General features: G+C 64.9%; 24 protein-coding genes, 1 tRNA gene and 1 pseudogene. 10 read left to right on the forward strand and 16 right to left on the reverse strand.

The annotated features are described in order from the left end of the window. A pseudogene (locus Q0C64_RS02515) lies at nucleotides 1-507 on the forward strand (ABC transporter ATP-binding protein); the annotation flags it as partial. Here Q0C64_RS02515 and Q0C64_RS02520 read toward each other — a convergent pair. From Q0C64_RS02520 to prsK, 4 genes are all read right to left on the reverse strand, one after another. Continuing rightward, nucleotides 504-2,318 carry a DUF885 family protein gene (locus Q0C64_RS02520; RefSeq protein ID WP_294120596.1) on the reverse strand — a complete coding sequence of 605 codons (1,815 nt, stop codon included), beginning with the start codon at nucleotides 2,316-2,318 and terminating at the stop codon, nucleotides 504-506. The pseudogene Q0C64_RS02515 and the gene Q0C64_RS02520 sit on opposite strands and share 4 nt — an antisense overlap. A gap of 113 nt (nucleotides 2,319-2,431) precedes the next feature. Beyond that, nucleotides 2,432-4,072, reverse strand: a complete 1,641-nt coding sequence (locus tag Q0C64_RS02525; protein WP_294120597.1) for an EAL domain-containing protein — start codon at nucleotides 4,070-4,072, stop codon at nucleotides 2,432-2,434. 74 nt (nucleotides 4,073-4,146) lie between these two features. Beyond that, nucleotides 4,147-5,532, reverse strand: coding sequence for a PEP-CTERM-box response regulator transcription factor (prsR, locus tag Q0C64_RS02530; RefSeq protein WP_294120598.1), 1,386 nt, complete (start codon nucleotides 5,530-5,532; stop codon nucleotides 4,147-4,149). After that, a complete protein-coding gene (gene prsK, locus Q0C64_RS02535; protein ID WP_294120600.1) occupies nucleotides 5,529-7,616 on the reverse strand; it encodes an XrtA/PEP-CTERM system histidine kinase PrsK in 2,088 nt (695 codons plus the stop codon). The genes prsR and prsK overlap by 4 nt, the downstream gene beginning before the upstream one ends. Nucleotides 7,617-7,753: 137 nt before the next feature. Between prsK and Q0C64_RS02540 the strand changes: the two genes are divergently transcribed. The 4 genes from Q0C64_RS02540 (at nucleotide 7,754) to Q0C64_RS02555 (ending at nucleotide 10,545) form a co-directional block, all read left to right on the forward strand. Further along, a complete protein-coding gene (locus Q0C64_RS02540; protein ID WP_294120601.1) occupies nucleotides 7,754-8,803 on the forward strand; it encodes a sugar phosphate nucleotidyltransferase in 1,050 nt (349 codons plus the stop codon). Continuing rightward, entirely contained in the window at nucleotides 8,796-9,731 is a 936-nt protein-coding gene (locus Q0C64_RS02545; protein ID WP_294120602.1) for an aldo/keto reductase, read from the forward strand. Before Q0C64_RS02540 ends, Q0C64_RS02545 begins: the two co-directional genes overlap by 8 nt. A 60-nt stretch (nucleotides 9,732-9,791) precedes the next feature. Then, nucleotides 9,792-10,184, forward strand: coding sequence for a DUF6491 family protein (locus tag Q0C64_RS02550; RefSeq protein WP_294120603.1), 393 nt, complete (start codon nucleotides 9,792-9,794; stop codon nucleotides 10,182-10,184). 94 nt (nucleotides 10,185-10,278) lie between these two features. Beyond that, nucleotides 10,279-10,545: a hypothetical protein gene (locus Q0C64_RS02555; RefSeq protein ID WP_294120604.1), complete on the forward strand. Its 267-nt coding sequence runs from the start codon at nucleotides 10,279-10,281 to the stop codon at nucleotides 10,543-10,545. Between the two features lie 3 nt (nucleotides 10,546-10,548). Here the strand turns inward: Q0C64_RS02555 and Q0C64_RS02560 are convergent, their stop codons facing one another. Next, nucleotides 10,549-10,971 carry an ATP-binding protein gene (locus Q0C64_RS02560; protein ID WP_294120605.1) on the reverse strand — a complete coding sequence of 141 codons (423 nt, stop codon included), beginning with the start codon at nucleotides 10,969-10,971 and terminating at the stop codon, nucleotides 10,549-10,551. A gap of 43 nt (nucleotides 10,972-11,014) precedes the next feature. On the opposite strand from Q0C64_RS02560, the gene Q0C64_RS02565 reads away from it, so the two are divergent. Together Q0C64_RS02565 and Q0C64_RS02570 are read left to right on the forward strand one after the other, a co-directional pair. Further along, nucleotides 11,015-11,449: a FecR family protein gene (locus tag Q0C64_RS02565; RefSeq protein ID WP_294120606.1), complete on the forward strand. Its 435-nt coding sequence runs from the start codon at nucleotides 11,015-11,017 to the stop codon at nucleotides 11,447-11,449. Next, on the forward strand, nucleotides 11,446-12,033 hold the full coding sequence (locus Q0C64_RS02570) for an OmpA family protein (protein WP_294120607.1): 588 nt from the start codon (nucleotides 11,446-11,448) through the stop codon (nucleotides 12,031-12,033). The genes Q0C64_RS02565 and Q0C64_RS02570 overlap by 4 nt, the downstream gene beginning before the upstream one ends. On the opposite strand, the gene Q0C64_RS02575 is transcribed toward Q0C64_RS02570, so the two are convergent. The 6 genes from Q0C64_RS02575 to Q0C64_RS02600 form a co-directional block, all read right to left on the reverse strand. Continuing rightward, the gene (locus tag Q0C64_RS02575; RefSeq protein WP_294120609.1) at nucleotides 12,030-14,096 is read right to left on the reverse strand and encodes a CHASE2 domain-containing protein; all 2,067 of its coding nucleotides are present in this window, start codon (nucleotides 14,094-14,096) and stop codon (nucleotides 12,030-12,032) included. The two genes, Q0C64_RS02570 and Q0C64_RS02575, sit on opposite strands and share 4 nt — an antisense overlap. Next, on the reverse strand, nucleotides 14,071-15,030 hold the full coding sequence (locus Q0C64_RS02580; protein ID WP_294120611.1) for an MBL fold metallo-hydrolase: 960 nt from the start codon (nucleotides 15,028-15,030) through the stop codon (nucleotides 14,071-14,073). The genes Q0C64_RS02575 and Q0C64_RS02580 overlap by 26 nt, the downstream gene beginning before the upstream one ends. Before the next feature lie 15 nt (nucleotides 15,031-15,045). Continuing rightward, nucleotides 15,046-15,381 carry an STAS domain-containing protein gene (locus Q0C64_RS02585; RefSeq protein WP_294120613.1) on the reverse strand — a complete coding sequence of 112 codons (336 nt, stop codon included), beginning with the start codon at nucleotides 15,379-15,381 and terminating at the stop codon, nucleotides 15,046-15,048. Nucleotides 15,382-15,457: 76 nt separating this feature from the next. Continuing rightward, a complete protein-coding gene (locus tag Q0C64_RS02590; protein ID WP_294120615.1) occupies nucleotides 15,458-16,063 on the reverse strand; it encodes a DUF4893 domain-containing protein in 606 nt (201 codons plus the stop codon). 44 nt (nucleotides 16,064-16,107) lie between these two features. Further along, nucleotides 16,108-16,686, reverse strand: a complete 579-nt coding sequence (locus Q0C64_RS02595; RefSeq protein WP_294120617.1) for an isoprenylcysteine carboxylmethyltransferase family protein — start codon at nucleotides 16,684-16,686, stop codon at nucleotides 16,108-16,110. Beyond that, the gene (locus tag Q0C64_RS02600) at nucleotides 16,683-17,468 is read right to left on the reverse strand and encodes a 3-hydroxybutyrate dehydrogenase (protein ID WP_294120619.1); all 786 of its coding nucleotides are present in this window, start codon (nucleotides 17,466-17,468) and stop codon (nucleotides 16,683-16,685) included. The genes Q0C64_RS02595 and Q0C64_RS02600 overlap by 4 nt, the downstream gene beginning before the upstream one ends. A gap of 152 nt (nucleotides 17,469-17,620) precedes the next feature. Here Q0C64_RS02600 and Q0C64_RS02605 point away from each other — a divergent pair, with 152 nt between their 5' ends. Then, nucleotides 17,621-18,478: a neutral zinc metallopeptidase gene (locus Q0C64_RS02605; RefSeq protein ID WP_294120621.1), complete on the forward strand. Its 858-nt coding sequence runs from the start codon at nucleotides 17,621-17,623 to the stop codon at nucleotides 18,476-18,478. A 4-nt stretch (nucleotides 18,479-18,482) separates the two neighbouring features. Next, nucleotides 18,483-18,938: a hypothetical protein gene (locus Q0C64_RS02610; RefSeq protein WP_294120622.1), complete on the forward strand. Its 456-nt coding sequence runs from the start codon at nucleotides 18,483-18,485 to the stop codon at nucleotides 18,936-18,938. Nucleotides 18,939-18,952: 14 nt separating this feature from the next. Here Q0C64_RS02610 and Q0C64_RS02615 read toward each other — a convergent pair whose 3' ends face one another. After that, nucleotides 18,953-19,942: an NADP-dependent oxidoreductase gene (locus tag Q0C64_RS02615; protein WP_294120624.1), complete on the reverse strand. Its 990-nt coding sequence runs from the start codon at nucleotides 19,940-19,942 to the stop codon at nucleotides 18,953-18,955. 148 nt (nucleotides 19,943-20,090) lie between these two features. On the opposite strand from Q0C64_RS02615, the gene Q0C64_RS02620 reads away from it, so the two are divergent. After that, nucleotides 20,091-20,166: transfer RNA gene (locus Q0C64_RS02620), tRNA-Ala, on the forward strand. A gap of 43 nt (nucleotides 20,167-20,209) precedes the next feature. Here the strand turns inward: Q0C64_RS02620 and Q0C64_RS02625 are convergent. From Q0C64_RS02625 to Q0C64_RS02640, 4 genes are all read right to left on the reverse strand, one after another. Next, nucleotides 20,210-20,857: a cytochrome c gene (locus Q0C64_RS02625; RefSeq protein ID WP_294120626.1), complete on the reverse strand. Its 648-nt coding sequence runs from the start codon at nucleotides 20,855-20,857 to the stop codon at nucleotides 20,210-20,212. After that, entirely contained in the window at nucleotides 20,854-21,351 is a 498-nt protein-coding gene (locus Q0C64_RS02630; RefSeq protein WP_294120627.1) for a nuclear transport factor 2 family protein, read from the reverse strand. Before Q0C64_RS02630 ends, Q0C64_RS02625 begins: the two co-directional genes overlap by 4 nt. Before the next feature lie 4 nt (nucleotides 21,352-21,355). Beyond that, nucleotides 21,356-22,738, reverse strand: a complete 1,383-nt coding sequence (locus tag Q0C64_RS02635) for a hypothetical protein (RefSeq protein WP_294120629.1) — start codon at nucleotides 22,736-22,738, stop codon at nucleotides 21,356-21,358. Nucleotides 22,739-22,803: 65 nt separating this feature from the next. Then, a complete protein-coding gene (locus Q0C64_RS02640) occupies nucleotides 22,804-23,016 on the reverse strand; it encodes a hypothetical protein (RefSeq protein ID WP_294120630.1) in 213 nt (70 codons plus the stop codon). Nucleotides 23,017-23,057 lie beyond the last annotated feature (41 nt).

Here is a 23,057-nt window from a genome sequence, read left to right on the forward strand (position 1 = left end):
GACGAGCCGACCAACGACCTCGACCTGGAGACGCTCGACCTGCTTCAGGAGGTGATCGCCGATTATGAGGGGACGGTGCTGATCGTCAGCCACGACCGCGACTTCCTCGACAAGACGGTAACGGTGACGCTGGGATTGGACGGGTCGGGCAAGGTCGACATCGTCGCCGGCGGCTATGAGGATTGGGTCCGCAAGCGCTACGTCGATCATCGTCAGCCGGCCAAGGCCAAGGCCGAGGCACAGGTCGCGCCGGCGCCGAAGGCGGCCGCGTCGAAGCTAAGCTACAAGGACCAGCGCGATCTGGACCGGTTGCCGGGCGAGATCGAGAAGCTGGAAGCTTCGATCGCGGCGGATGAGGAAGCGTTGCACGATCCCGACCTGTTCACCCGCGATTCCAAGCGCTTTGCCGAGCTGACCGAGCGCATCGCCCGCCATCGCGCCGACGTGGAAGCGGCGGAGCTGCGCTGGCTGGAGGTAGCCGAGATGGCCGAGGCGCTGGCGCGCTAGGCGCGTTTCGCCGCCTCCGCCCGCTCCACGATCCGCCGTTCGAGGATGGTGAGCGGCATGGCGCCGTCTTTGAGCACCTCATGGAACTGCTTCAGGTCGAACTTGTCGCCGAGGATCTGCTGCGCCCGGGAGCGGGCGCGAGTCCAGGCGATGTGGCCGATCTTGTAGCTGCAGGCCTGGCCGATCGAGGCGCAATAGCGCTCGATTTCGCGCTGGACGCGAGGGCGGGCGAAGCCGGTCGTGGCGACCATATAGTCGATCGCTTTCTCGCGGCTCCAGCGCTTTGAGTTGAGGCCGGTGTCGACCACCAGGCGGCACGCGCGGAACAAATAGGATTGGAGGTAACCGGCGCGTTCGATGCCGTTGTAGCCGCCCAACTCGTCGGCCAGTTGCTCGGCGTACAGCGCCCAGCCTTCGCCATAGGCCGAATAGAAACTGACCTTGCGGATCATCGGCAAATTGCCCGACGTTTGGGCGAGGCTGATCTGCAAATGGTGCCCCGGAACGCCTTCGTGATTGGTCAGTGCCGGAAGTGAGTATTTCGGCCAGTCGCCGGTGGTCTTCAGATTGATGAAGTAGATCGCCGGGCGCGAACCATCGAGCGTGGCGCGGCGATAATAGCCGTTGGACGCGCCATCCTGGATTTCCGGCGGAACGCGGCGGATCTCGAGCGGCTGGGTGGGCAGGGTAGCGAAGGCGCGCGGCAGCCGCGCGGTCATGTCTTTCACTCCGGCGTTGAGGCCGGCGATCAGCGCCATGCGACCCTCGTCGGTATCGGGATAGAGCTGGGCCGGGCTCTTGTTCAGCATCGCCAGCCGCTCGCCCACCGTACCCTGTGTGAAGCCGGCGGCTTTGAGCAACGTGTCGAGCTGGGCGGTGATTTCGGCCACCTGGGCGAGGCCGAGCTGGTGGACCTCGTCCGGCGTGAACTTGGTGGTGGTCGCCTGGGCCAGGGCGTCGGCATAGATCGCGTCGCCCTGGGGGATGCGCCAGGCGCCGTCGCCGGCCGGGGTGGACTTGCGCAATTCCTCGACCGCCGCGATTTGGCGGTCGAGTGCGGGATAGACGTCCTTGGTGACGATCGCAGTGGCGCGGGCGCCCCAGTCGCCCGGGATCGAGGCTGTGCGCCTGACGATGGAATCGACCATTGGGCTCTTTTCGGCCGGCGCCGAGCGCTGTTCGCGCATCTGGCCGAGGGCGAGGTCAAGCGACCAGCCCGGCGCGACATAGCCGCGCGCCGCCTGCCGCTTCTGCTCGGCGGTTTCATTGTCGAGCTGCGTCGCGAACTGGGCGAGGCGCGAAAGATAGGCTTCGGCGTCGGCCGCATTGTCGATCGTGTGAGCGCTGTTGAGGAAATCGGGGGTCGAGAAATAAACACCGTCCTGCTGGCTGATTATGTAGGGCGACTGGACCGAGTCCAGGTCGTACTTTGCCGGCGCGGTGAGGTTGGTGCCGAGATCATAGAGGACGATTTCGCGGTTGAGTTGCCCGGCGGGAGAAAGCGAAGCCGGCGGGACCGCATCGACGGCAGCGATGAAGCGCTTGTTGCGGGCGAGGTCCTCGGCACGAGCGGCCTGATAGGGGCGGGTATCGAGTTTCGATTTCAAATCCGCGTTGGCACCCTTGTCGAGGCCGAGGTTGGTGGCAAAGGCCGGGAAGGCGCGGACCTGCTCCTCGAAAATCTTGTCGAAAGTGGCGTTGAGCTGGGCGTCGCCGGACGAACCGGCATCCGGAGCCGCAGCGGCACTGGCAGGAACCGCCGGCAGCAAGGCGGCAACGCTGCCGAGGGAAAGAAATTCGCGGCGATCCATGGCCCACTCCCGTAATTGGAATTTGGGAGCGGACGATAAGGCGGAGCAGGCAAGCGGCAAGCACGCTGGTCGAAAAGCCGCGCCCGTTCGTCAATCAAATGGGAAAGTTGGCGTTACCATTTCTGGCCGGCGGCGGGGCGACGTTGGGCGTCATCCCCCTCGTCCGGCTTGTTGAGCGGCTCGGCGGGCGGCGTGCGCTCGGTCCCGAATTTCCTCGCCGGTTCGGCATCCGTCGCCGCAAAGTGCATCGGGGCGACGTTGGCCGAGACCGCCCGGCCGAAATGGAAGCCCTGGGCGTCGGTGCAGCCCAGAGCGGCCATCTGCTCGCGGATATGGTCGCTTTCGACGCCCTCGGCGGTGATCGGAACGCTTAGCGTCTTGCCGAGCGCGGCGATGGTCTGGACGATCGCCGCGGCCTGTTCGCTCTGGCCGAGCGAGTTGATGAAGCTGCGGTCGATCTTGATCCGGTCGAACGGTAGGGAATGGAGCTGGCTCAGCGAGGCATAGCCGGTACCGAAATCGTCGAGGGCGATGGCGATGCCATGATTGCGCAGGGATTCGAGGATCGTCAGCGCTTGCGCGCGATCCTCGAGCAGCGAACCTTCGGTGATCTCGACTTCCAGGCGCCGGGCCGGGAAGCCGGTCTCGGTCAGTACCTGGATGATGCGCTCGGCCAGTTGCGCGTCGCGGAACTGGACCGGCGAGACATTGACCGCGAGCTTCAGGTGCGGGGGCCAGTCGCGCGCCTGGACGAAGGCCTTTTCCATGACCTTCATCGACAGCAGGCCGATCTGGCCCGACTGTTCCGCGATGCCGATGAAATCGTTGGGCTCGACCAGGCCGCGCGTTGGAGAGTTCCATCGCGCCAACACCTCGAAACCATTGAGCTCGCCGGTATCGAGGCTGATCAACGGCTGGAAGAAGGGGACGAACTCGTCCGCCTCGATCGCGGCGCGGATCTCGTCTTCCAGCTCGACGCGGGCCTTGAGCTGCAGCTCCATTTCGGCGTCGAACCAGGCATAACCATTGCGGCCCGTCTGCTTGACCGAATACATGGCGACATCGGCGCGGCGCAGGGCATCGATCGGCTTGGTTTCGGAGCGCAGCGGAACGAGACCGACCGAAACCGAAATCTGGGCGCGTGCTTCGCCGACGCTGACGGGCTGGCTGAATGCCCGCACGGCATTTCGAGCGGCGCTTTCGGCGTCCTGCTCGTCGCGGATCAGGGCAGCGAATTCGTCGCCGCCCATCCGCGCGACAAAGCTGTTGGCGGGAAGGGTCCGGACAAGTTCGTCACCGACTTCTCGCAGCAGCTGGTCGCCCGCGACATGGCCGTAGAGATCGTTGACCCGCTTGAAATGGTCGACATCGAGCAGAAGCAGCGCGCCGCCGCGATCGGCTTTGTCGAACAGCCCTTCAATCTCGCGCAGCAAGGCGCGGCGATTGGGCAGGCCGGTGGTATGGTCGGCGTAGGCGTTGACATAGGCGTCGGCCTCGGCCTGCTTCAGCGTTGCCAGCGTCTCGGCGAGGTCGCGGCTGCGGCGATAGCCGAACAGGATGATAGCGATATTGAGCAGGAAGGCGGCGACCAGTGCGTTGGTGGCGGTAACCCGCGCGCCGATCGCGCTGGGCAGGACGCCGGCGCCCAAAATGACGAACAACAGGATGGCAGCAAGCGTGGCGCACGTCGTGATCAAGTGGCTCGAGGCCACCTTGTACGACGTCCCAGTCTTGCCGAATACGCTACCTGCCATCGATACCCCCGGAAGGGGAGTACATACCGCCAGTAGGTAAAGGCCGCGTAAACTGACCGTTTCGGACCCGATAATCAACTACCCAGCTGATATTGCTTCATCAGGTCATAGAGAGTGGGGCGGCTGATCCCGAGCAGCTTGGCCGCGCCGGAGATATTATTCTCGGTCCGTGACAGCGCCTGGCGGATCGCCCGGCGATCAGCCACTTCGCGGGCTGCGCGGAGGTTGATCGGCAGCGTTTCGGCCGCTGCTTCCTGGCCTCCCGGTAGGTCAAGGTCCGCAGCGGAGACCCATTTGCCGTCGCCCATGATCACCGCCCGCTTGATGCGGTTTTCAAGTTCGCGAACATTGCCGGGCCAGGGATAGGCATCGATCGCGTCGGCGGCGTCGGGGGCCAGGCCCTGGACCTTCTGGTTCATTTCCCGCGCGAAGCGATTGACGAAATGGCGGGCGAGCAAAACAGCGTCGCCGGCGCGCTCGGCGAGGCTCGGGATCTTCACGACGATTTCGGCCAGCCGGTAATAGAGATCGTCACGGAAGCGGCCGTCGGCAATCATCGCCTCGAGGTCCTGGTGGGTGGCGCAGACAATCCGCGTATCCACCGCGATCGGGGCGCGGCCGCCGATCCGCTCGATCACGCGTTCCTGGAGGAAGCGCAGCAGTTTGACCTGCAGGGGCAGCGGGATGTCACCGACTTCGTCAAGGAACAGGGTGCCACCCTGGGCCAGCTCGATCTTGCCGGGCGTGGTCTTGACCGCGCCAGTGAAAGCGCCGCGCTCATAGCCGAACAGTTCCGCCTCGAGCAGGTTCTCGGGGATCGCGGCGCAGTTAATGGCGACGAATTCGCCCTTGGAACGGGCCGATTTCTCATGGACCGCGCGGGCCAGAAGTTCCTTGCCGGTGCCGCTGGCACCCAGCAACATGACCGAGACATCGGCCGAGGCGACGCGCTCGACGGTGCGGACTACCTTGATCATTTCGGGGCTGGCGGTGAGCATCGCGCCAAGCGCGGCGGCGCCGCCATTGGCGGCTTCGAGACGGCGGTTCTCGCTCTCGATCTCATGGACATGGAAGGCACGGCTGACGATCAGGCCGAGCTCGTCGATGTCGACCGGCTTGCGGTAGAAATCATAGGCGCCAAGCGCGATCGCCTTGAGCGCGCTCTCCCGCGCGCCATGGCCGGAAGCGACAATGATCTTGGTGTCGGGCTTCAATGCCAGGATCTGGGTCAGCGTGGCAAAACCCTCGGCGGTGCCGTCGGGGTCGGGCGGAAGGCCTAGGTCGAGCGTCACCACCGACGGCTCATGCAGCCGGACCATTTCGATCGCGGTCGGCCGGTCGCCGGCGATGACCACGCGATAGCCTTCATAGGCCCATTTGAGCTGGCGCTGCAGGCCCTCGTCGTCCTCGACGATCAGCAGGACGGGGAGGTCCGCCGGGTTGGAAGCTGGTTCGCTCATGCGATTTTCCGATTCTGCTCAGCCGCGGAATTGGCGGCGGGAAGGGAAATGGTGAAGCTGCTGCCCTCGTCGGGCTTGCTCTCGACCGTCAGGCGGCCACCCATGGCCGCGACCAGGCTCTTGGCCTCGAACGCGCCGACACCGAAGCCGCCTTCTTTGGTCGACGCGAACGGCTGGAACAGACGGGTGCGCACGAACTCGGCGTCCATGCCGGTCCCGGCGTCGGCGACGACGATCGTGACCAGCGTTTCGTCGCCGTCCATGCGAACGGTGACCGGGTGGCCGGGCGAGCTGGCGTCAACCGCGTTCTGAATGAGGTGCCCGAGCGCCTGCTCGAGCATTAGCGGGTCGGCCATGGCGACGAGATCGCCGTCGCCGAGCATCATCACCTCATGGTCGCGGCGGTTGGCGGCGATAGCCGAGGCGACCAGCGGCCGAAGCGGGGTCGGCTCGGGTTTGGCTGGACGCTGGTCGGGCGTCGGGGCCAAGCGGGCGAGCAGCTCGTTCATCTTGCCGACCGAACCTTTCAGCGTGGCGACCATGTCGGCGCGGAACTCGGCATTGTCGGCATGGCGCTCGGCGTTCCGCGATAGCAGCGACAATTGGCTGACGAGGTTCTTCACGTCGTGAAGAATGAAGGCGAAGCGGCGGTTGAAATCCTCGAACCGCTGCGCGTTCATCAGCGCCTGCTGGCCATGCGCCTCAGCCAGCGAGGAGGCCGCCTGGCTCCCCGCAGTACGAAGCAGGTCGAAGTCTTCCCAGTCGAGCGGGCGGCGGTAATCGGGCGCGGCGAGCAGGACCAGTCCGACAAGCCGGTCCTCGTGGATCAGCGGAACCCCGGTCCAGGCCTGCTCTTCGCCCAGCAAAGGCTTGGGGATGTCGAGCTCGCGGTCGCGGGCATCGGCCCAACCGCCATCCAGGGCATCGAAATCGATGATCCGCCCCTCGGCTCCGACCGACAGCCAGAAGCCGAGTGCTTCCGGGTTGGGGATGGCCGCACCGAGGTTGGCATTGCCTTCCCAGTTCCACGCCGCGGCCGGCTCGATCGAGCCATTTTCGTCGGCCACCAGCAGCAACCCGCCGGGCGCATCAAGGATGTCGGCAAATGCCTTGATGACCCGCTGGCCAAGCGGCGGCGCCTTGGGTCCGGTAGCGCCGATGGTCTCGGTGAAGCGCAGCCATTCAGTGCGATAGTCGTAGCGGTGTTCGAAGAAATGCTTGGCAATCTTGACCTTGGCCCAGCCACGCGCGCGGCTGGAGGGAAGCAGGACCATCGCGGCGACCGTCATCGCCGCGAGCAGCGCGACCAGCACCGCCCGGGTCCAGTCGAAGCCCGAGCCGCGCAGGGCAGTGACCAGCACCGCCATCACCGCGAAATAGGCGGTGATCGCCAGCAGCGAGAGGCTCTGGAACGTGGCGGCGCGGGACAGCCGGATCCGCCAGCGCTCTCCCCTGGCGGCGCTGATCGCGAACAAGGGAGCGACCAACGCCAGGGCGAGGCCGCGAAAATCGAACAACCCCTGGGCCGATGCCGGGTCGAAGTAAGCGATGGTGTAGAGGTTGAGGTCGTAGGCCCACATGGCGGCGATGGCGATCATCGCCAGCCGGATTCCGGACCGGCTCGACGGAGAGGCCTGGCCATAGAGGTTATGGACCAGCACCAGCGATCCGGCCGCGGCAGTCAGGCGAAGAATGATGGCGGTGACGATCAGCGCGTGGCCGCGGGTCAGCGTCTCGGTTTCGATTACCAGCGGCAAGGCGTCGACGATTAGCTGCAACCCGAGCACGGCCGCGACCGCCGCATAGACCGGGCGAACGCCAAGCTGCTCCTCGCTGCTGTCGATCCCGGCGAGGCGGTAGAGCACTCCGACCCAGCATAGGTTGCGGGCGGTTTCCGAATAGGCCGCGAGCATGGTGGTCGGGGCGACTGCCGTCACCCACGCCCAAATAGCGGTCAGGGCGAAAGCGGCCAGTAGCATGCGCTGCTCGCTCTCGCTGACCCCGCGCCGCAATTCCCACAGGGTGAGCGAAGCGAACAGCGTCGCGGCTAGCGCGTGCGTCCAAAAGGCGATCAGCGCCGTCACGCGCGCCTCTGTGTAAGATTCGCCGACATGGGCAGGGGTGTCGCAAAACTTTACAAATGAATGGTGAATGCCCCGATAATTTCGCTGCCGGTCATTGATGCTGGCACCGCGGCATCTTCCCGCGCATGGTGGTGGCCATGAGCGATTCCTCCAGCGCCCGCCCGATCCGCCCGGTGATCCTTGCCGGCGGCGCCGGGACGCGGCTGTGGCCACTGTCGACCGCCGCTCGGCCCAAGCATCTGCTGCCGCTGGTCGGCGACGACAGCCTGTTCGAGCAGACGCTGCAGCGGTTCGGCGACCGCTTCGCCGAGCCGATCATCGTCGCCAACAAGGCGCAGGAAGCGGAACTGCGCGCCATCGTCGCACCGGGAACGAGGATCGTCCTTGAGCCGGTGAAGCGCGACAGCGCCGGCGCCATCGCCCTGGCCGCGACGCTGGCTGACGAGGATGAGCTGCTGCTGATTTGCCCGAGCGATCATCATATCGCCGACGTTAGCGCATTTCATGATGCAATCACCCTGGCCCAGCCTGCCGCCGAAGCAGGCAAGATCATCACTTTCGGCATCGAGCCCAACCATCCGGCGACCGGATTCGGTTATATCGCGGCGGGCGCCGGCGAAGGCGTGCGGCCCGTCGCCCGTTTTGTCGAGAAACCGGCCGAGGAAAAGGCCCGGGCCATGCTGGCCGAGGGCGGGCATTATTGGAACGCCGGCATTTTCCTGGCGTCGGCAAAAAGCTGGCGGGAGGAGCTGGCGCGCCATGCTCCGGCGATCCTCGACGCGGCCAGCAAGGCAATCGCACAGGGCGAATGTGACGGCCCGGTGATCCGGATCGACGAAGCGGAATTTGCCCGAGCACCGGCGAAGTCTATCGACTATGCGGTAATGGAGCATAGCGCCCGGGTCGCGGTAGTGCCGGTGGCGATGGGATGGTCCGATGTCGGCAGCTGGGAGGCGGTGTTTGATGCCGCCGAAAAAGGCGAGGGCGGCAACGTCGTGGTGGGCGAGGCGCTGGTCATCGACAGCCACGCCAATCTGATCCGTAGCGACGGCCCCAAGGTGGCGGCGATCGGGGTCGACGATCTGGTCATCATTGCCACTGCAGACGCGGTGCTGGTGACCAAATTGTCCCATTCGCAGCGGGTTCGTGATGCGGCGGACTGGTCGGAAAGCGACGCCAATGGATAAGCGGACGATCGGCGCCAGCGGGATACAAGTCAGCCCGATCGCACTCGGCGGCAATGTGTTCGACTGGACGGCGGACGAGGCAACCAGCTTTGCCGTGCTCGACGCGTTCGTCGATGCAGGCGGAACGATGATCGACACCGCCGACGTCTATTCCGCCTGGGTGCCGGGCCATCAAGGAGGGGAAAGCGAGGCGCTGATCGGCCGCTGGCTGAAGCGCGATCCGGCCAGACGCGACAAGGTCGTGATCGCGACCAAGGCGGGCTACACCAACGGATTGGCGGCGGAGACGATTGCGCCGTCCTGCGAGGCGTCGCTGAGGCGGCTCGGGGCCGAAACGATCGACCTTTATTATCAGCACAAGGACGACGAGAGCGTGCCGCTGGCCGACAGCCTGGGCGCTTATGATGCGCTGGTCCGGCAGGGGAAGGTGCGGGCGATCGGGCTTTCGAATTTCGATGCCGAGCGGGTCGACGAGGCGATGGATGCCGCGCAGGCCAACGGACTGACAGCGCCGAGCGCGTTCCAGCCCTGGTATAACCTCATTGACCGGGCGAAATATGAAGGGCCGTTGCGCGATGCGGCCGAACGGGCGGGGCTGGCGGTGTTTCCCTATTACAGCCTGGCCAACGGTTTCCTGACCGGCAAATACCGGTCGAAGGATGACGAGTCGAAAAGCGTTCGCGGCGGGCGAACGGTTGGCTATCTCAATGACAGGGGCCGCGCGGTGCTGTCGGCGCTAGAGGATATCGCCGCCGAGACCGGCGCGGCCATGGCCAGCGTCGCTTTGGCATGGCTCAAGGCACAGCCGACCATCGCAGCGCCGATCGCCAGCGCGACCAGGATCGAACAGGCGCGCGAACTGGTCGCGGCGCTGACCCTTGAGCTGTCGCCCGCCCAGATTGAGCGGCTGAGTGAGGCCAGCGCCTGAGTTCGTTCAGCGGAACGACATGCAGTCGAGCGCACTTCATTTGCGGAAGGATTCTGCGCCATGGATCGCACCCTGACATTGGCAGTCGCGACGGTAGCTCTGGCATCCTGCACCTATAACCAGCCGCCCCAGGGCCAAAGCGCCGCGGGTACGTCCGGGCGGCAATGTTTTACGGCCGGGCAGGTCAACAACTTCCACGCCGTCGACCGCAACACGGTGCTCGTCCGGACCGGTGCCAGCACCTACTACCAGCTCGATATCCTTGGAACCTGCCCGGAGATCGACTTCACGACACGGGTCGGCATTCGTTCGACCAGCGGAGGGACCTGGATCTGTCGCGGCCATGACGCCGAGCTGATTGTGCCCAACCCCGGGCGCGGGTTCGACCGCTGCCCGGTGCTGGGTGTGCGGCTGCTCACCGCCGAAGAGGCCAAGGCCGCTCGCGCCAAATAGGCAATGCGCCGAGCCGACGCCTGGGCAAGCCCGCCGGAACTTAGCCCGGAGGCCGGTGTTCGCTACTCTTCCATCTCATAATGGAGAGTCGGGAATGGGTTGGTTGATTGGACGAACGGCGGCGATGTCCGATCCGGAAGGAGCGCGGCGAAAGGCGCTGGAGCGGCTGCGCGGGATTGCCGAAATGGACGATCCGGAAGGGCTGGTCGTGCCGATCCTGCTCGACGCCATCCTGTTGGTCGAGAGGTATTGCGGCGCCCGTCACCAAATCACCTTCCTCGACGATCTGACCGGAAGCGTCGACGCGCTGCTACGCGAACTGACGATCGTCGAGAAATCGAAACTGTGGGCCGCCGAGTAGGCTTCAGCCGTCAGATAGCCGCAGCCTGAGCTCCAGTCGGTTACGGCCATTGCCGCTTTCATATTCGACAATCTCGGCCCAACTCCTGACCAAGTTGAGGCCGGCGCCGCCGCCGCGTGTCGGAATGTCCGCGCTGTGGGGCGCCGTGCGCGGGTCGAACGGCCTGCCATTGTCCTCGATTGCCAGGCCGAGGCACGAACCGTCACGGGCCAGCTCGATTCCGATCTCGCGATCTCCTTCGCAAACGCCATGTTCGCAGAGGTTGGTGACGAGTTCCTCGACAATGATGCACAGCCGCGCCTGGTCATGTTCGGCCAGTGCCTGGTCGGCCGCGTAGCGGCGAGTCCAGGCGATTGCGTCGCCAAGCGCGGTCGGCCCGGCGACGTTGATCCGTTGCCGGTCGGTTTGCGATTCGCGTGACGGCATCGAAACGGTTATGACATGGCGATTGGGACGAGGGGAGGCCGCCATGCTGGGCCGAATTTTTGCTATCGCCGCCGTTACATCGCTTGTTGCTTCGCCGGCTTGGGCGGAAATCGCCCGGATCAAGAGCAGCGTCGGTGTGGCCGCGATCGAACGCGGGACGACGCGGCTGCCGGCAGCGCCGGGGCTGCAGCTTAATCCAGGCGACAGGTTGGTGACCGGCAAGGACGGCCGGATCAGCCTGAGCTTCATCGACAACACCCGCTTTTCGGTCGGGCCGAACAGCCGGGTTGCGGTCAATGAATTTGTCTATGACCGGACGCGCCAGCAGGGCAGCTTCCTGACCCAGGTCGACCGCGGCTCGCTGGCGATCGTTTCCGGCCATATCGCCCACTCGGGCCGGGACGCGATGAAGGTCCGCACGCCTAACAGCCTGCTTGGCGTACGCGGAACACGGTTCATCGTCGAAGTTTCGAAATGAGCGCGCGGCTAGGCGCAGCCACGGGTCTCGGCTTGCTGCTTGCTTCCTGTGGCGGCTCGTCGCTGGTGTTGCTACCCGACGAGGCAGGCGGTCATGGCGCGGTCGCCGTGCTGGAGTCGAATGGCAAGCCCATGGAAGCTGTCGTGTCCGACCCGGACAGCCGCACCAAATTGGGTTCCGCGAACGCAAGCCCGCGACCAATAGGGCAAATGAAAGCCGACGAAGTCGCTCTGCTGTCGGGAATGCCGCCGCCGCCGCGCAGCTATGTGCTCTATTTTGTCGAGGGGACGACTGAATTGACGCCGGAATCGCAGCCGGTGCTGGACGAGATCAAGGCGGAGATTGCGAAGCGCCCGGGCGTCGACGTTGAAGTCACCGGCCATACCGACACGGTCGGCAAGGCGGAGGATAATGACGTGCTGTCGAAGCAACGGGCGGAGGAAATCCTCGGCGTGCTGGCGACGGTCGGGATTGACCGGTCGCTGATGACGGCGGTCGGGCGGGGCGAACGCGAGCTGCGCGTGCCGACGATGGACAATATCGAGAATCCGCTCAACCGCCGGGTCGAGGTGCTGGTCCGCTAGGCGGACGTGCCGAGATAACGGATGGCCATGATGGTGAGGTCGTCGGTCGGATCATCGAGGCCCTCGAACCGGCGAACATCGTCGCGGATGACTTCGCAAATTGTGGTTGGAGCGCGCTCGGATTCGGCCAATCTTTTGATGATGTGATCGCGGCCGTAGAGGGTGCCGGCAGGGTCTTGCGCCTCGGTGATGCCATCCGTCACGAGCACCAGCGTTTCGCCCTTGGCCAACGTCAGGCTCTCGACTGGATAGTCGAACTCGACCGTGCTGAACGGCGGGCCGCCGTCGAGACTCACGCGCCGGACCGATCCGTCCGTACCCAGAACATAGGGGTCCTCATGACCAGCGCAGGCTAGACTGATGGCGCCCGTCGCGAGGTCGACCTGGCCGACGATCATCGTCACGCTCATCGCCTCTTCATTGTTGCGCATCAGATCCTGGTTGATCTCGTTGGCGGCGCGGCGGAGATCGCCCTGCTCGCGGCCCAGGGCCGACGACAGCAGCGCCTTTGACATGGCCATGAACAAGGCGGCGGGAACGCCCTTGCCGGTCACGTCGCCGATTGCGAAGCCGATCGTGTCGGGGTCAATCCTGACGCAGTCATAGAGGTCACCGCCGACCGATTTGGCCGGCTCGAGCAAGGCATCGACCTCGATCCGGGGATCGATTTTGACCAGCTCGCGCCGCGACGGCACCATGCCCAGCTGGATAGCGCGGGCGGTCTTGAGCTCGCCTTCGGATTCGGCCGTGGCGATCCGCTCCTGCACCAGCTCCTCGCGCAACCGCTCGCGCTCGCGCCGCGCCTCGCCATACAATCCGACGATCACGCCGGCCAGTGCGCCGCCGCCGAGCAAAGCCGGGCGGACCGGATCGAACAGGGTCGAGGCGTTGGCGAACAGCAGCCAGCTGGCCGCGGGAAGCGCAACGAGCGCCACCCCGAACAAGAACCGCGGCCAGCGGCGGCGCGTGGCGATGGTAAGGGCGAGCAGGGCAAGGGCCAGGCCGGCCGCCCATTCGGCCGCACTCATCCACGCCGGCCGCTTGAGCCAGCCGCCGGTGAGGATCGCGTCGGCCGCCTGCCCCTGGACCAGCAGCCCATATTCTTCGCCGGCGAGCGGGGTTGCGACGATATCCGCGGTACCTTCGGCGCCGAGGCCGATCAGGACCAGCTTGTCATGGACCTCGCCGGGAGCGAGCCGGCGGTCCAGCACATCCTCGGCGGAAATGATCGAGGATGGCGGGAAATGGCCGAAGTGAAGCAGCATCCGGCCGCGGCTGTCGACCGGAACAGTGCGGTCCGCCACGGTTACTGCATCCGGCGCCAGCTTGATTTTCTCGGCGCCAAGGCGAAGGCGAGCGATTTCCAGCGCCAGGCCAGGCATTAGCTGCCCGCCGACCCGGCCGACCATCGGCACCTTGCGCGTCGCCCCGTCGCGATCCGGTTGGCTGTTGATCAGGCCGTGACCGAGCGCATTGTCATCAAGGTCGGGGATCGACGTGATGATGTTGGGCCATTGGTCGAGGTGAGGCGGCGGTGGGCCGCTAATCTCGACGTCGATCATGGCGGTCTTGCCATTCGATGCGTCCGGACTCGATCCGGCACGGGCCAGCACCACGGGCGACAGGCCGATGACCTTGCCGAACAGCCGGTCCATCGGTTCCAGCGCCGCGACTTCGGCGGCGGCCGGCTTGCCCAGTTCGGGGTAGAGCTGGACCAGCAGCTCGGGGCGGGCCGGATCGGCCTCCGGGAACAAGATGTCGAACGCGATCGCCTTGGCGCCTTCCGCCCGGAGCTCCTCGGTCAGGCGGGCGAGATAATAACGTGGCCAGGGCCAGGAACCCAAATGCTTGAGGCTCTCGCCGTCAATCATGACGATCCGGACGTCGCTGTCGGAAAGGTCGCGAGGAGCGGCGCGCTGCCAGCTATCGAACACCAATCGCCGGGCGCGGTCGCCGGTTCCCACCGTAAGCAGCGCGGCAAGCAGGGTCAGGAAAGCCCAGGCCGCCCAGATGCGTGGGCGGCCGGTGAGCGGTCGACTAGAGCCGGATCTCGAGCCCGTCATAGGAGCACAGCACTTCGAGCGCGCTGCCTTCGCGGGTCAATTCCTCGTAACGAATGCTTTCTTTGTGCATCCGCTGGATATCCTCGTCGTCATAGGTCGGCTCGTGGTGGAATAGGGCCAGCCGCTTGGCGCCGGCCTCATGGCACAGGTCGATCGCGACGATGTTGCTCGAGTGGCCCCAATCCTCCTTCATCGAGACGCTGTCGGCGAGCGAATACATGGTGTCGCAAATGACCAGGTCAGCATTGCGGAAGAATTCGATGAAGGCGGCCTCGTCCTTCATATCGTCGACCTTATGCTCGCTGTCGGTGCTGAACACGACCGTGCGGCCTTCGGCGTCGGTGAAGCGGTAGCCGAAACTGTCGTGCGAATGCTGCTGCTTTTCGGCGACGACGGTCAGGCCGTCGACCTCGATCGGAACACCCGGAGTCATGGCGACAAACTCGATCGATGCGCGCAGCCAGTTGAACTGGACGGGGAAGCTGATTTCCTCCTGCTGGCGGCGGAGGGCTTCTTCGGCGTCGGGATGGGCCGAGTGGATACGGATCTTCGCGGCCGGATCGAACGCCGGAACGAAGAAGGGGAAGCCCATGATATGGTCCCAGTGCAGGTGCGACTGGAAGAAATTATGGATGCGGGCGTGGCCATCGGCGCAGCGCTTGATCGTGCTCAGGCCGAATTCGCGCAGGCCGCTGCCCATGTCGCAGATGAAGAAGCTGTCACCGCTTTCGATTTCGACGCAGGCGGTTGCGCCGCCGTAGGTCGAGGATGAGGCGAAATCGAGCTCACGGTCGATGAAGGCGTTTGCCTGGTCCTGGCTCGATATCGAATGGCCGTTGGCGGCGACCAGCGCCCTGGCGATCTTGGCGCGAATGGCATCGGCTTTGGCCGCCACCGGCAGCGAACCGCGGGTTCCCCAGAAGCGAACCAGCATGTCAGGCTCCCCGCGTCACTGGCCGGTATCGACGCTGTCGCTGATGTGGAACAACTTGTCGTAACGGCTGATGGCGAGAATCTCCCGCATCACTTCATTGGGCGCGGCTAGCGTGATGGTGAGGCCGGCGGCCTCGGCCTGGCGCTTTGCCATGGTCAGCACCCGCAGGCCACGCGACGACATATAATCGAGCAACGCCAGGTCGAGCATCAATTCCGACAATTTCTCGGTGGCGGCCTGCTCGATTGCTGCGCTCATCCGCTCGGCAAAGGCTTCCCAAGTCGATTCATCGACCCGTCCGTCGACCGCCGCGACCAAGATTCCGTCCGCTGACCGGCAACTGAAATCCACGCCTGCCCCCTTCGCAACCCGCGTTCGGCTCACTCTGTTTTACGCGGATTGAACAGCAGCGCAACGACCGGTCGGTTTATTGCTCCGGAACCAGCTCGATCACGTCGAGGGTCGATTCAAAGGCCGGGTAGGGAAAGACCATCCTCCAGCGACCATCGTCGATCCGCTCAACCCACGCGGCGAGATCGCGGTCCGGATCGCGGCCATATTGAAAACCCTGGCCTTCATCGCCGAGCACCATCGTGCCGAGGAACACCTGGCGAAGCGCATCGGCGGGGTAGACGAGGCCGACGGGGCGCTGCGACCCGGTGAGCTTGGTGAAGCGCTGCGCCTTCCCGGCCTCGATCCGGCAGCGGAAGGCGGGATAGGCGACATAGTCGAGCATGCCCTCGGTCCTGGCGCCGACCTTGATCGTCCGGCAACGATAGTTGCCATCGGGGATCGGGCCACCACCAATGGCCGCGTCGGGATCCAGCAACTTGCCTTCGCTGGCCACTTCCGCGGCGTGGCCGCCGGCCCGCGCCTGCTGCAGCGCCTTGGCGAAGGCGGCGCGCCATTGGCGCAGCCGCCGCCGATCATTGTCGGTCGCGGCCTGTTGCCAGCTTTGCGTCGGCGGGGTCGCCTGTGTCGTGGCGCAGGCGGTTAGGGAGATGAGGACGGCGGCGATCGTCGCGCGGGTCATGGCAGCACCCTAATAGACTCCCGCTCCCGGTCCAGCCCGCAATTTCAGCGCGTCGGCAGGAAAGGCACCAGCATCGGCACGCGGCGGCGATAGTCGGCATAATGTGCCTCACCCAGCTCGGCCGAAAGGAATTGCTCCTCCAGCCGCGCTTTGACCGTAAAGCCGACCGCTGTGAGGACCAATCCGATCAGCGCCAGCGGAGTTGCCTTGACCACGGCCACGGCCAGCGCTGCCGCCAGCAGGCCGGTGTAAATGGGGTGGCGGACGATGGCGTAGGGCCCTTCCTCAACCAGCCGGTGTCCTTCCTTGCGCTCGACCCCTGCGGACCACAGCTTGCCAAGGGCAAAGCGCGCCCAGCAGGCGAGCAGGAAGCCGGCGGCCATCAGCACGACCAGCGCCCAGGCGATGGCTTCGTCCATTTGCCAGAGCGGCGAGAAGAGCGGCCGGGTCGGCCGCGTGACGATCAGCAGCGCCAGCATGCCGGCGGCACTGATCAGCTGATAGCCGATATTCTGGCCGCCGCCGGCCCGGCTGACGCGGCGTGCCGACCACCAGCTGGTGAGGACCCACAATGTGGCCCAAATGGTCCAGCCGATATATAGCGCAATCAGCGGCGCGCTCATGCGGCGGTCCAGCCGCCGTCCATCGACAGGTTGGCGCCGGTGATCGAGGCGGCACCGTCGCTAGTGAGGTAAAGCGCCAGGCTGGCGACCTCGTCGACCGTGACGAAGCGCTTGGTCGGCTGGGCCGCGAGGAGGACGTCCTGCATCACCTGCTCGCGGGTGAGATTGCGCGCCTTCATCGTGTCGGGGATCTGATTCTCGACCAGCGGGGTCCAGACATAGCCGGGCGAAATGCAGTTGACGGTAACGCCGTCCTTGGCCGCTTCCAGCGCGACGGTCTTGGTCAGCCCGGCAACGCCATGCTTGGCGGCGACATAGGCCGACTTGTTGGGCGAGGCGACCAGGCTGTGCGCCGAGGCGGTGTTGATGATCCGGCCCCAACCGCGCTGGCGCATCGCCGGAAGGCACAGGCGCGTGGTGTGGAATACGGCGGTGAGGTTGATCCTGAGGATCGCCTCCCATTTCTCGACTGGAAACTCCTCGACCGGCGAGACGAACTGGATGCCGGCATTGTTGACCAGGATGTCGGGCGCGGTCAGCTCGTGGCCGCAGCGGCGGATCATCGCTTCGATCGCGTCGGCGTCGCCAAGGTCGGCGCCGTCGTGGAGCGCCTGCGCCCCCGACGAGGCCTCAAGCTCCTGCCGGATGCGCTCTATCTCATCCGGATCGCCGAAGCCGTTGATCATCAGGCTGGCGCCTTCAAAGGCGAAGGCGCGGGCGATGGCGAGGCCGATGCCGCTGGTCGATCCGGTGACCAGCGCGGTCTTTCCCTGAAGCTTCATGAACACTCCGTCATTGCGACACCCGCGAAGGCGGGTGGAAGCAATCCTGCTGGATTGCCGCGTCGCCTTCGGCTCCTCGCAATGACGGCTCCGGCGGCAATTGCAACCGTAACGATGCTGGCGCATTGGAACGGCAAAGCAGGAGGGCTCCCATGCGTTTTGGCGATTCACCCGAAAGCGAAAATTTCGAGGATCGAACCGGTCAGTCCGGCGGCGGCGGGCTGAGCCTGGGCGGAGCGGGCGGTGGCGCGCTGGCGCTGCTCGCCCAGTTCGTCATTTCGCGCTTCGGCATCGCCGGCATCCTGATCCTTGCGCTGGGCTATTGCGCGCTGACCCAGTTCGGTGGCGGCGGGATGCTCGGCGGTGGCGGAACGATGCAGGAGGGTCCGTCGAAGCTCGACCCGGCGACGCGCAAGTTCATGGTGCAGGTGCTGGGTTCGACCGAGCAGGTGTGGGGCCAGATCTTCCAGCAGGCTGGCGCCCGCTATACGCCGACCAAGCTGATTGCCTACTCTGACTACAACCAGTCAGGCTGCGGCGCGGCGCAGGCGGCGATGGGGCCATTCTATTGCCCGACCGACAAGCAGATCTACATCGACCCGGCCTTCTTCAACGAGCTGTCGCGGCGTTTCAAGGCGCCGGGCGACTTCGCCCAGGCCTATGTCATCGCCCATGAGGTCGGCCATCATATCCAGGATCTCGAAGGAACGCTCGACAAGGCGCAGGCGGCGCAGGCGCGGAGCAGCACCAGCGGCGGCAATGCCATCCAGGTCGGGGTCGAGCTGCAGGCTGACTGCTATGCCGGCGTCTGGGCCAAGCGCTCCGGCGCGCTGGAGCAGGGCGATATCGAGGAAGGAATGCGCGCGGCGGAGGCGATCGGCGACGATATGCTGACCCAAGGCAAGGTCTCGCCCGACAATTTCACGCACGGCACCTCGGCGCAGCGGATGGAAGCGCTCCGCAATGGCCTCGCCAGCGGCAATCCGTCGACTTGCAACTACGCGAAATAGGCTAATGATGGTCGTAACTGCATTGATGCTTTGGTCAGCGGTCGCGACGCCCGCCAGCGCCAAGCCCTCCGATGCCGCTGCGAACTTCGCTCAGCGAAATTTCGGGATAAGTAACTTTAAACGTGCTGACGCCGACCTAAATGGCGATGGGCTCCCCGAAGCGCTTATTTACAATCTGGATGGTTGCGGCAGCGGAGGCTGCACACTTGTCATCCTCTCCCCCAAGGGGAAGACCTTTCGTGTGTTGTTGAGATCAACCGTAACCCAGCTGCCGATAAGAGTGCTCTCAACGTCCACTCAAGGTTGGCGCGATATTGGCGTGAGCGTTTTTGGCGGGGGAATAACCAAAGCTTACATGGCCCAGTTACGGTTCAACGGTCGGCGGTACCCCAGCAATCCAACCGTGGCGCCGGCAACTCCCTTGGCCACGCCGGCCGGCAAGCTGCTCATCGCTGAGTAGGTTGACGGCGTAGACTACAGCTTCAACAGCATCTTGCCGGTATTCGCGCCAGTGAACAGGCCGAGGAATGCGTCGAGCGTGTGGTCGAGGCCTTCGACCACCGTGTCGCGCGACTTGACCTGGCCGGTCGCCAGCCAGCCGCCCATGTCGCGGTAGAAATCGCCGAGCTGGCCGAGATAGTCGGTGTAGATGAAGCCCTTGAGGCGGAGGCGCATGGCGATGATCCGCGCGATGTATCGGAGGCTGGTCGGCTGGGCCTCGTTATAGATGTCGATCATGCCGCAAATGGCGAAGCGGCCGTCCTTGCGGGCGACGGCAAGCGCGGCGTCGAGATGCTCGCCGCCGACATTGTCGAAATAGACATCGATGCCCTTGGGCGCGGCCTCGGCAAGCTGCTTTAAGACCGGTCCGGCCTTGTAATCGACCACCGCATCGGCTCCGAGCGAGCGGACAAAGTCGCATTTGTCGGCGCCGCCGGCCGACCCGATCACGGTCATGCCCCTGGCCTTGGCGATCTGCACCACCGCCGATCCGACCGCGCCCGCCGCGGCCGAGACGAACACGATGTCGCCTTCCCTGGCCGAAGCAGCGTCGAGCAGCCCGAAATAAGCAGTGCCGCCGGTCAGGCCGAGATTGCCGAGGAAGGCTTGCGGCTCGACCCCTGGGATCGGCGGCAGCTTGTTGAGCGAAGTAGCGGGGGCCACCGTCTCGTCGCGCCAGCCACCCATGTGCAACACCATGTCACCGGGCGCAAAGCCGGGGTCGTTGCTTTCGATGACCTCGCCGACCGCGCCGCCTTCCATCGGAGCATCGAGCGCGAACGGCGGGACATAGCTCTTCACGTCATTCATCCGCCCGCGCATGTAGGGATCGACCGACAACCAGCGGTTGGCGACGCGGACCATGCCGTCGCCGAGCGCACCCGGATCAAAGTCCTTGAGCGCGAAATCCTCCGGAACCGGCATGCCATTGGGGCGGCGCATCAAATGCCAGGCTCGGGCCATTTCGCTTCTCCTCGGGTCGCGTTTCGCAACGGATTAGGCGTTTGGCTGGGCAAACAAAAGAGGCCAAGAGCCGGAGCGAAAAAGGAGGGTGGAGGGGCGTTGCCAGAGGAGAAAACGCCCGCTAATGAGCCGCCTCACCGTAGGGCGCGGGGCTGTAGCTCAGATGGGAGAGCGCTGCAATCGCACTGCAGAGGTCAGGGGTTCGATTCCCCTCAGCTCCACCAGCCGCGCCCACGGCCCGCGAAGCGAGCCCACCTAACTCACCATCTAATGACTATGCTCATGGCCGGGAGCATGAGTATGCGGCTTCGATGCCGGGTCATGCTGATCCATTTGCCCGGCCATTGGCGGCATATGCTCCATCATCTCATCATGGCTTTCAGGCGCGCTCGCTACCGCAGCCTTATATTGTTCGGGTGTCATCTTCGGCAGCTGGCCAATGAACGCAACCATGTCCCAGATTAGCTGGTCGTCATGTGTTTTGCCCCAGGCCGGCATCGCGCTCATTTTTACGCCATGCTTGATGGTCCAAAACTGCTCGGCGGCCGGCTGACCGGGTTCTCGCGCAAACTCAGGGGCCGCCGGATAGAGACCCTGACTTAACTCCGACTTTTCCAGTCCCGGCCCGAGGTGACAGCCTGTGCACATCTCATTGTAGAGACCGGCACCGGCGGCAATGCGCTTGGGGTCATTGAGGTCAGCCGGCACTTTGATGTCGCGGGCGTGGGTGGCGATCGACCGTTCACGGAACTCGTCCAACGTGCCGTAGACCAGCTTCGAGTGCGGGGCGTCCGCGCCGATGTTGTAAACGCCCAGGTAGATGAAGATGCCACCAAAGGCGCCGATGATCAGCAATGCGACAATGACGAATGCCGTGCTCGGCAGGTGCCGGCGCAGATCGAATGCCTTGCTCATGACTGCTTCTCCGACGACCAGTGAATATGAACGATCTTCCATGCCTTGCCGATCTTGCGAAGCACCATCGTCTCGGTCGTGACTAGGTCGATGGGCTTGCCATTCCAGGTGCCCGTGGTGCGGCCTTCGCTAGCGATCCAGGCGAGGTTGCCGAGCGTGGCTCCGCTTCGGCTGCTGACGACCGCAGTGGTCGCGCGCGAAAAGGCCGCATCGGCGGGCAAATGGTGCGCCGCATATTCGGCCTTGCTGCGCTCAACGCCACCGCTTTCGTAGATGATGGCGTTGTCGGCGAGCAGGGCGGCCGCAGCAGCTGTATTGCCGCGCCGCAAGGCGGCATGGAAGGCGTCAACCGTTGCTGCCGCCCCCTGCGCCGATACCGGCAGCGAGCCGGACTTGCTCTGGGCAGCCGGCGGGTGATGGGCTTCAAGCGGGGGCGCCAGGGCCAACAATGTGCCAAGCGCCGCCATTCGCAGGGTGTTTGAGATTCGTGCCATGATCCTACTCCACCTTCAGCCGGACGAAGCCCATTGCGCCGACGGGATTGCTGCTGCCGTACAGAGTCTTAAGCCCATCGGGCACAAAGTTGACCGCGAACAGGCCGCCCAGCCCAAGGGCAAGGTGTTCGGCAATGCCGAAATCATGGATGGCCCCGAGCGAAACCTTGCCGACCCTGAAGGCAGGCCCGTGCTCCTCGGGGTCCTCGACCAACTCCCGGTTCTCGGTCAGTTCTCCGCGGCCGAACAGCGTCCACGGGCCATGCTTCAGCCCTGCCTCGAGTGCGAACCCGTCATCGGTATGGCCCTCGACGGTCCGGCGCCCCCAGGCCAGTGTGCCTGCCAGCCTCCAGCCGGGAGCGATTTCGCGTGCATAGAGTGCACTTGCCGACCAGCGCTTTTGGTTGACGCCCGGCTCGAGCTGCTCGCTATCCACCAAATGACCCCAGCTGCCCTGCAGAGACAAACTCTTGGTCGGGTTCCACGACAGGCGCGCGCTTGTCGAATCCAGCGGGCCGGTTTCGAAGTTCCAGCGGTGCTGGTCCGGTTCGCGGCCGTTGAACCGGCTGACCTCCAGCTTCAGCCGGTCGACCACCACTCCTGCCGTTAGCACGCCGAAACTGATGTGGGTCGAATCCAGCCAATGGTGGCTGATCGGCGCCTCGGGCGAATCCATGATCGCTTCCCGGTGCAGATAGACCGGAGGCCCGTAAGCGGGTTCGCCGGGCAAGGCGGCATAGAGGAAGACGCTGGCCGCCGGGCCGATGTTTTGAGCGATCGAGGCCGACAGCTCCACGAAGAAGTCGTGCGGGTGCTGGCGATCGACCAGCCGGTCGGTGCCGTTGGCGGTCTCGCCGCTGGCCAGCAGCAATGGATAGCCGCGCTTGCCCATCTGTGGATCCGGGCTCAACGCCGCCCTGAATTGGAGCGTGCCGTCGCCGAGCTGGCGGCGGGCCGTGCCGATGAAATGCCCGGAAACGAATGCCTTGTCGTCGCCGCGCGTTCCGGACTGGTGATCGAACACGAGGTTGACCGTGCCATGGCCCATAAGGGTCCAGTCGCCGCTCATGATGTGGATTCCGGCATGCTCGCTGGCATCGGGCTGCCAGGCGGTGCCCGAGGCTTCGCGGTTCATCGGATAGGAGCCTAGCGCTCCGGTCATCGAGCCATGGCCGCTGTGCTCGCCTGCCGCCATTTGATCATGGGACATCGTCGAATGGTCCATATTCATATGGTCCATCGGCTCGGCGGGCTTGTCCGGTTCAGCTGGCGGAGCAGATTGTTCCGGCATCGGCATCGGCATGTCGTGTCCGACATGCTGCGCCAAAGCAGGTACAGGGATGGAGGCAAGCGCGATGGCGCTCGCCGCGAACAATTTGGTCGTCACAAATTTTCTCCCGAGATGCGGGAAACCGGCGGCGCCCGAACGAGCGCCGCCGATCCAGTCACAGCCTAGCGCTGGTGGCCAGCGTGGGCGTCGCCCATGGCATGATCGCCATGCTCGGCATGGTCCTTATGGTCCATGTCCTTGCAACAGCAGCATTCCTTGCTCTCTGCCTTCATCTTCTCGCAGCAATCCTGCTTGGGTGCAGGCGCCGGGTCGGCAGCATAGGCAACGCTGGGTAGGGCGATCGTCAGCGCGATCGCGGTCATCAGTTTCAACATGTTCAAACTCCCTTGAAATCGAATATTGGAAGAGGTCGATT

Source organism: Sphingomonas sp., from assembly GCF_023266535.1.
Lineage (GTDB): Bacteria > Pseudomonadota > Alphaproteobacteria > Sphingomonadales > Sphingomonadaceae > Sphingomicrobium.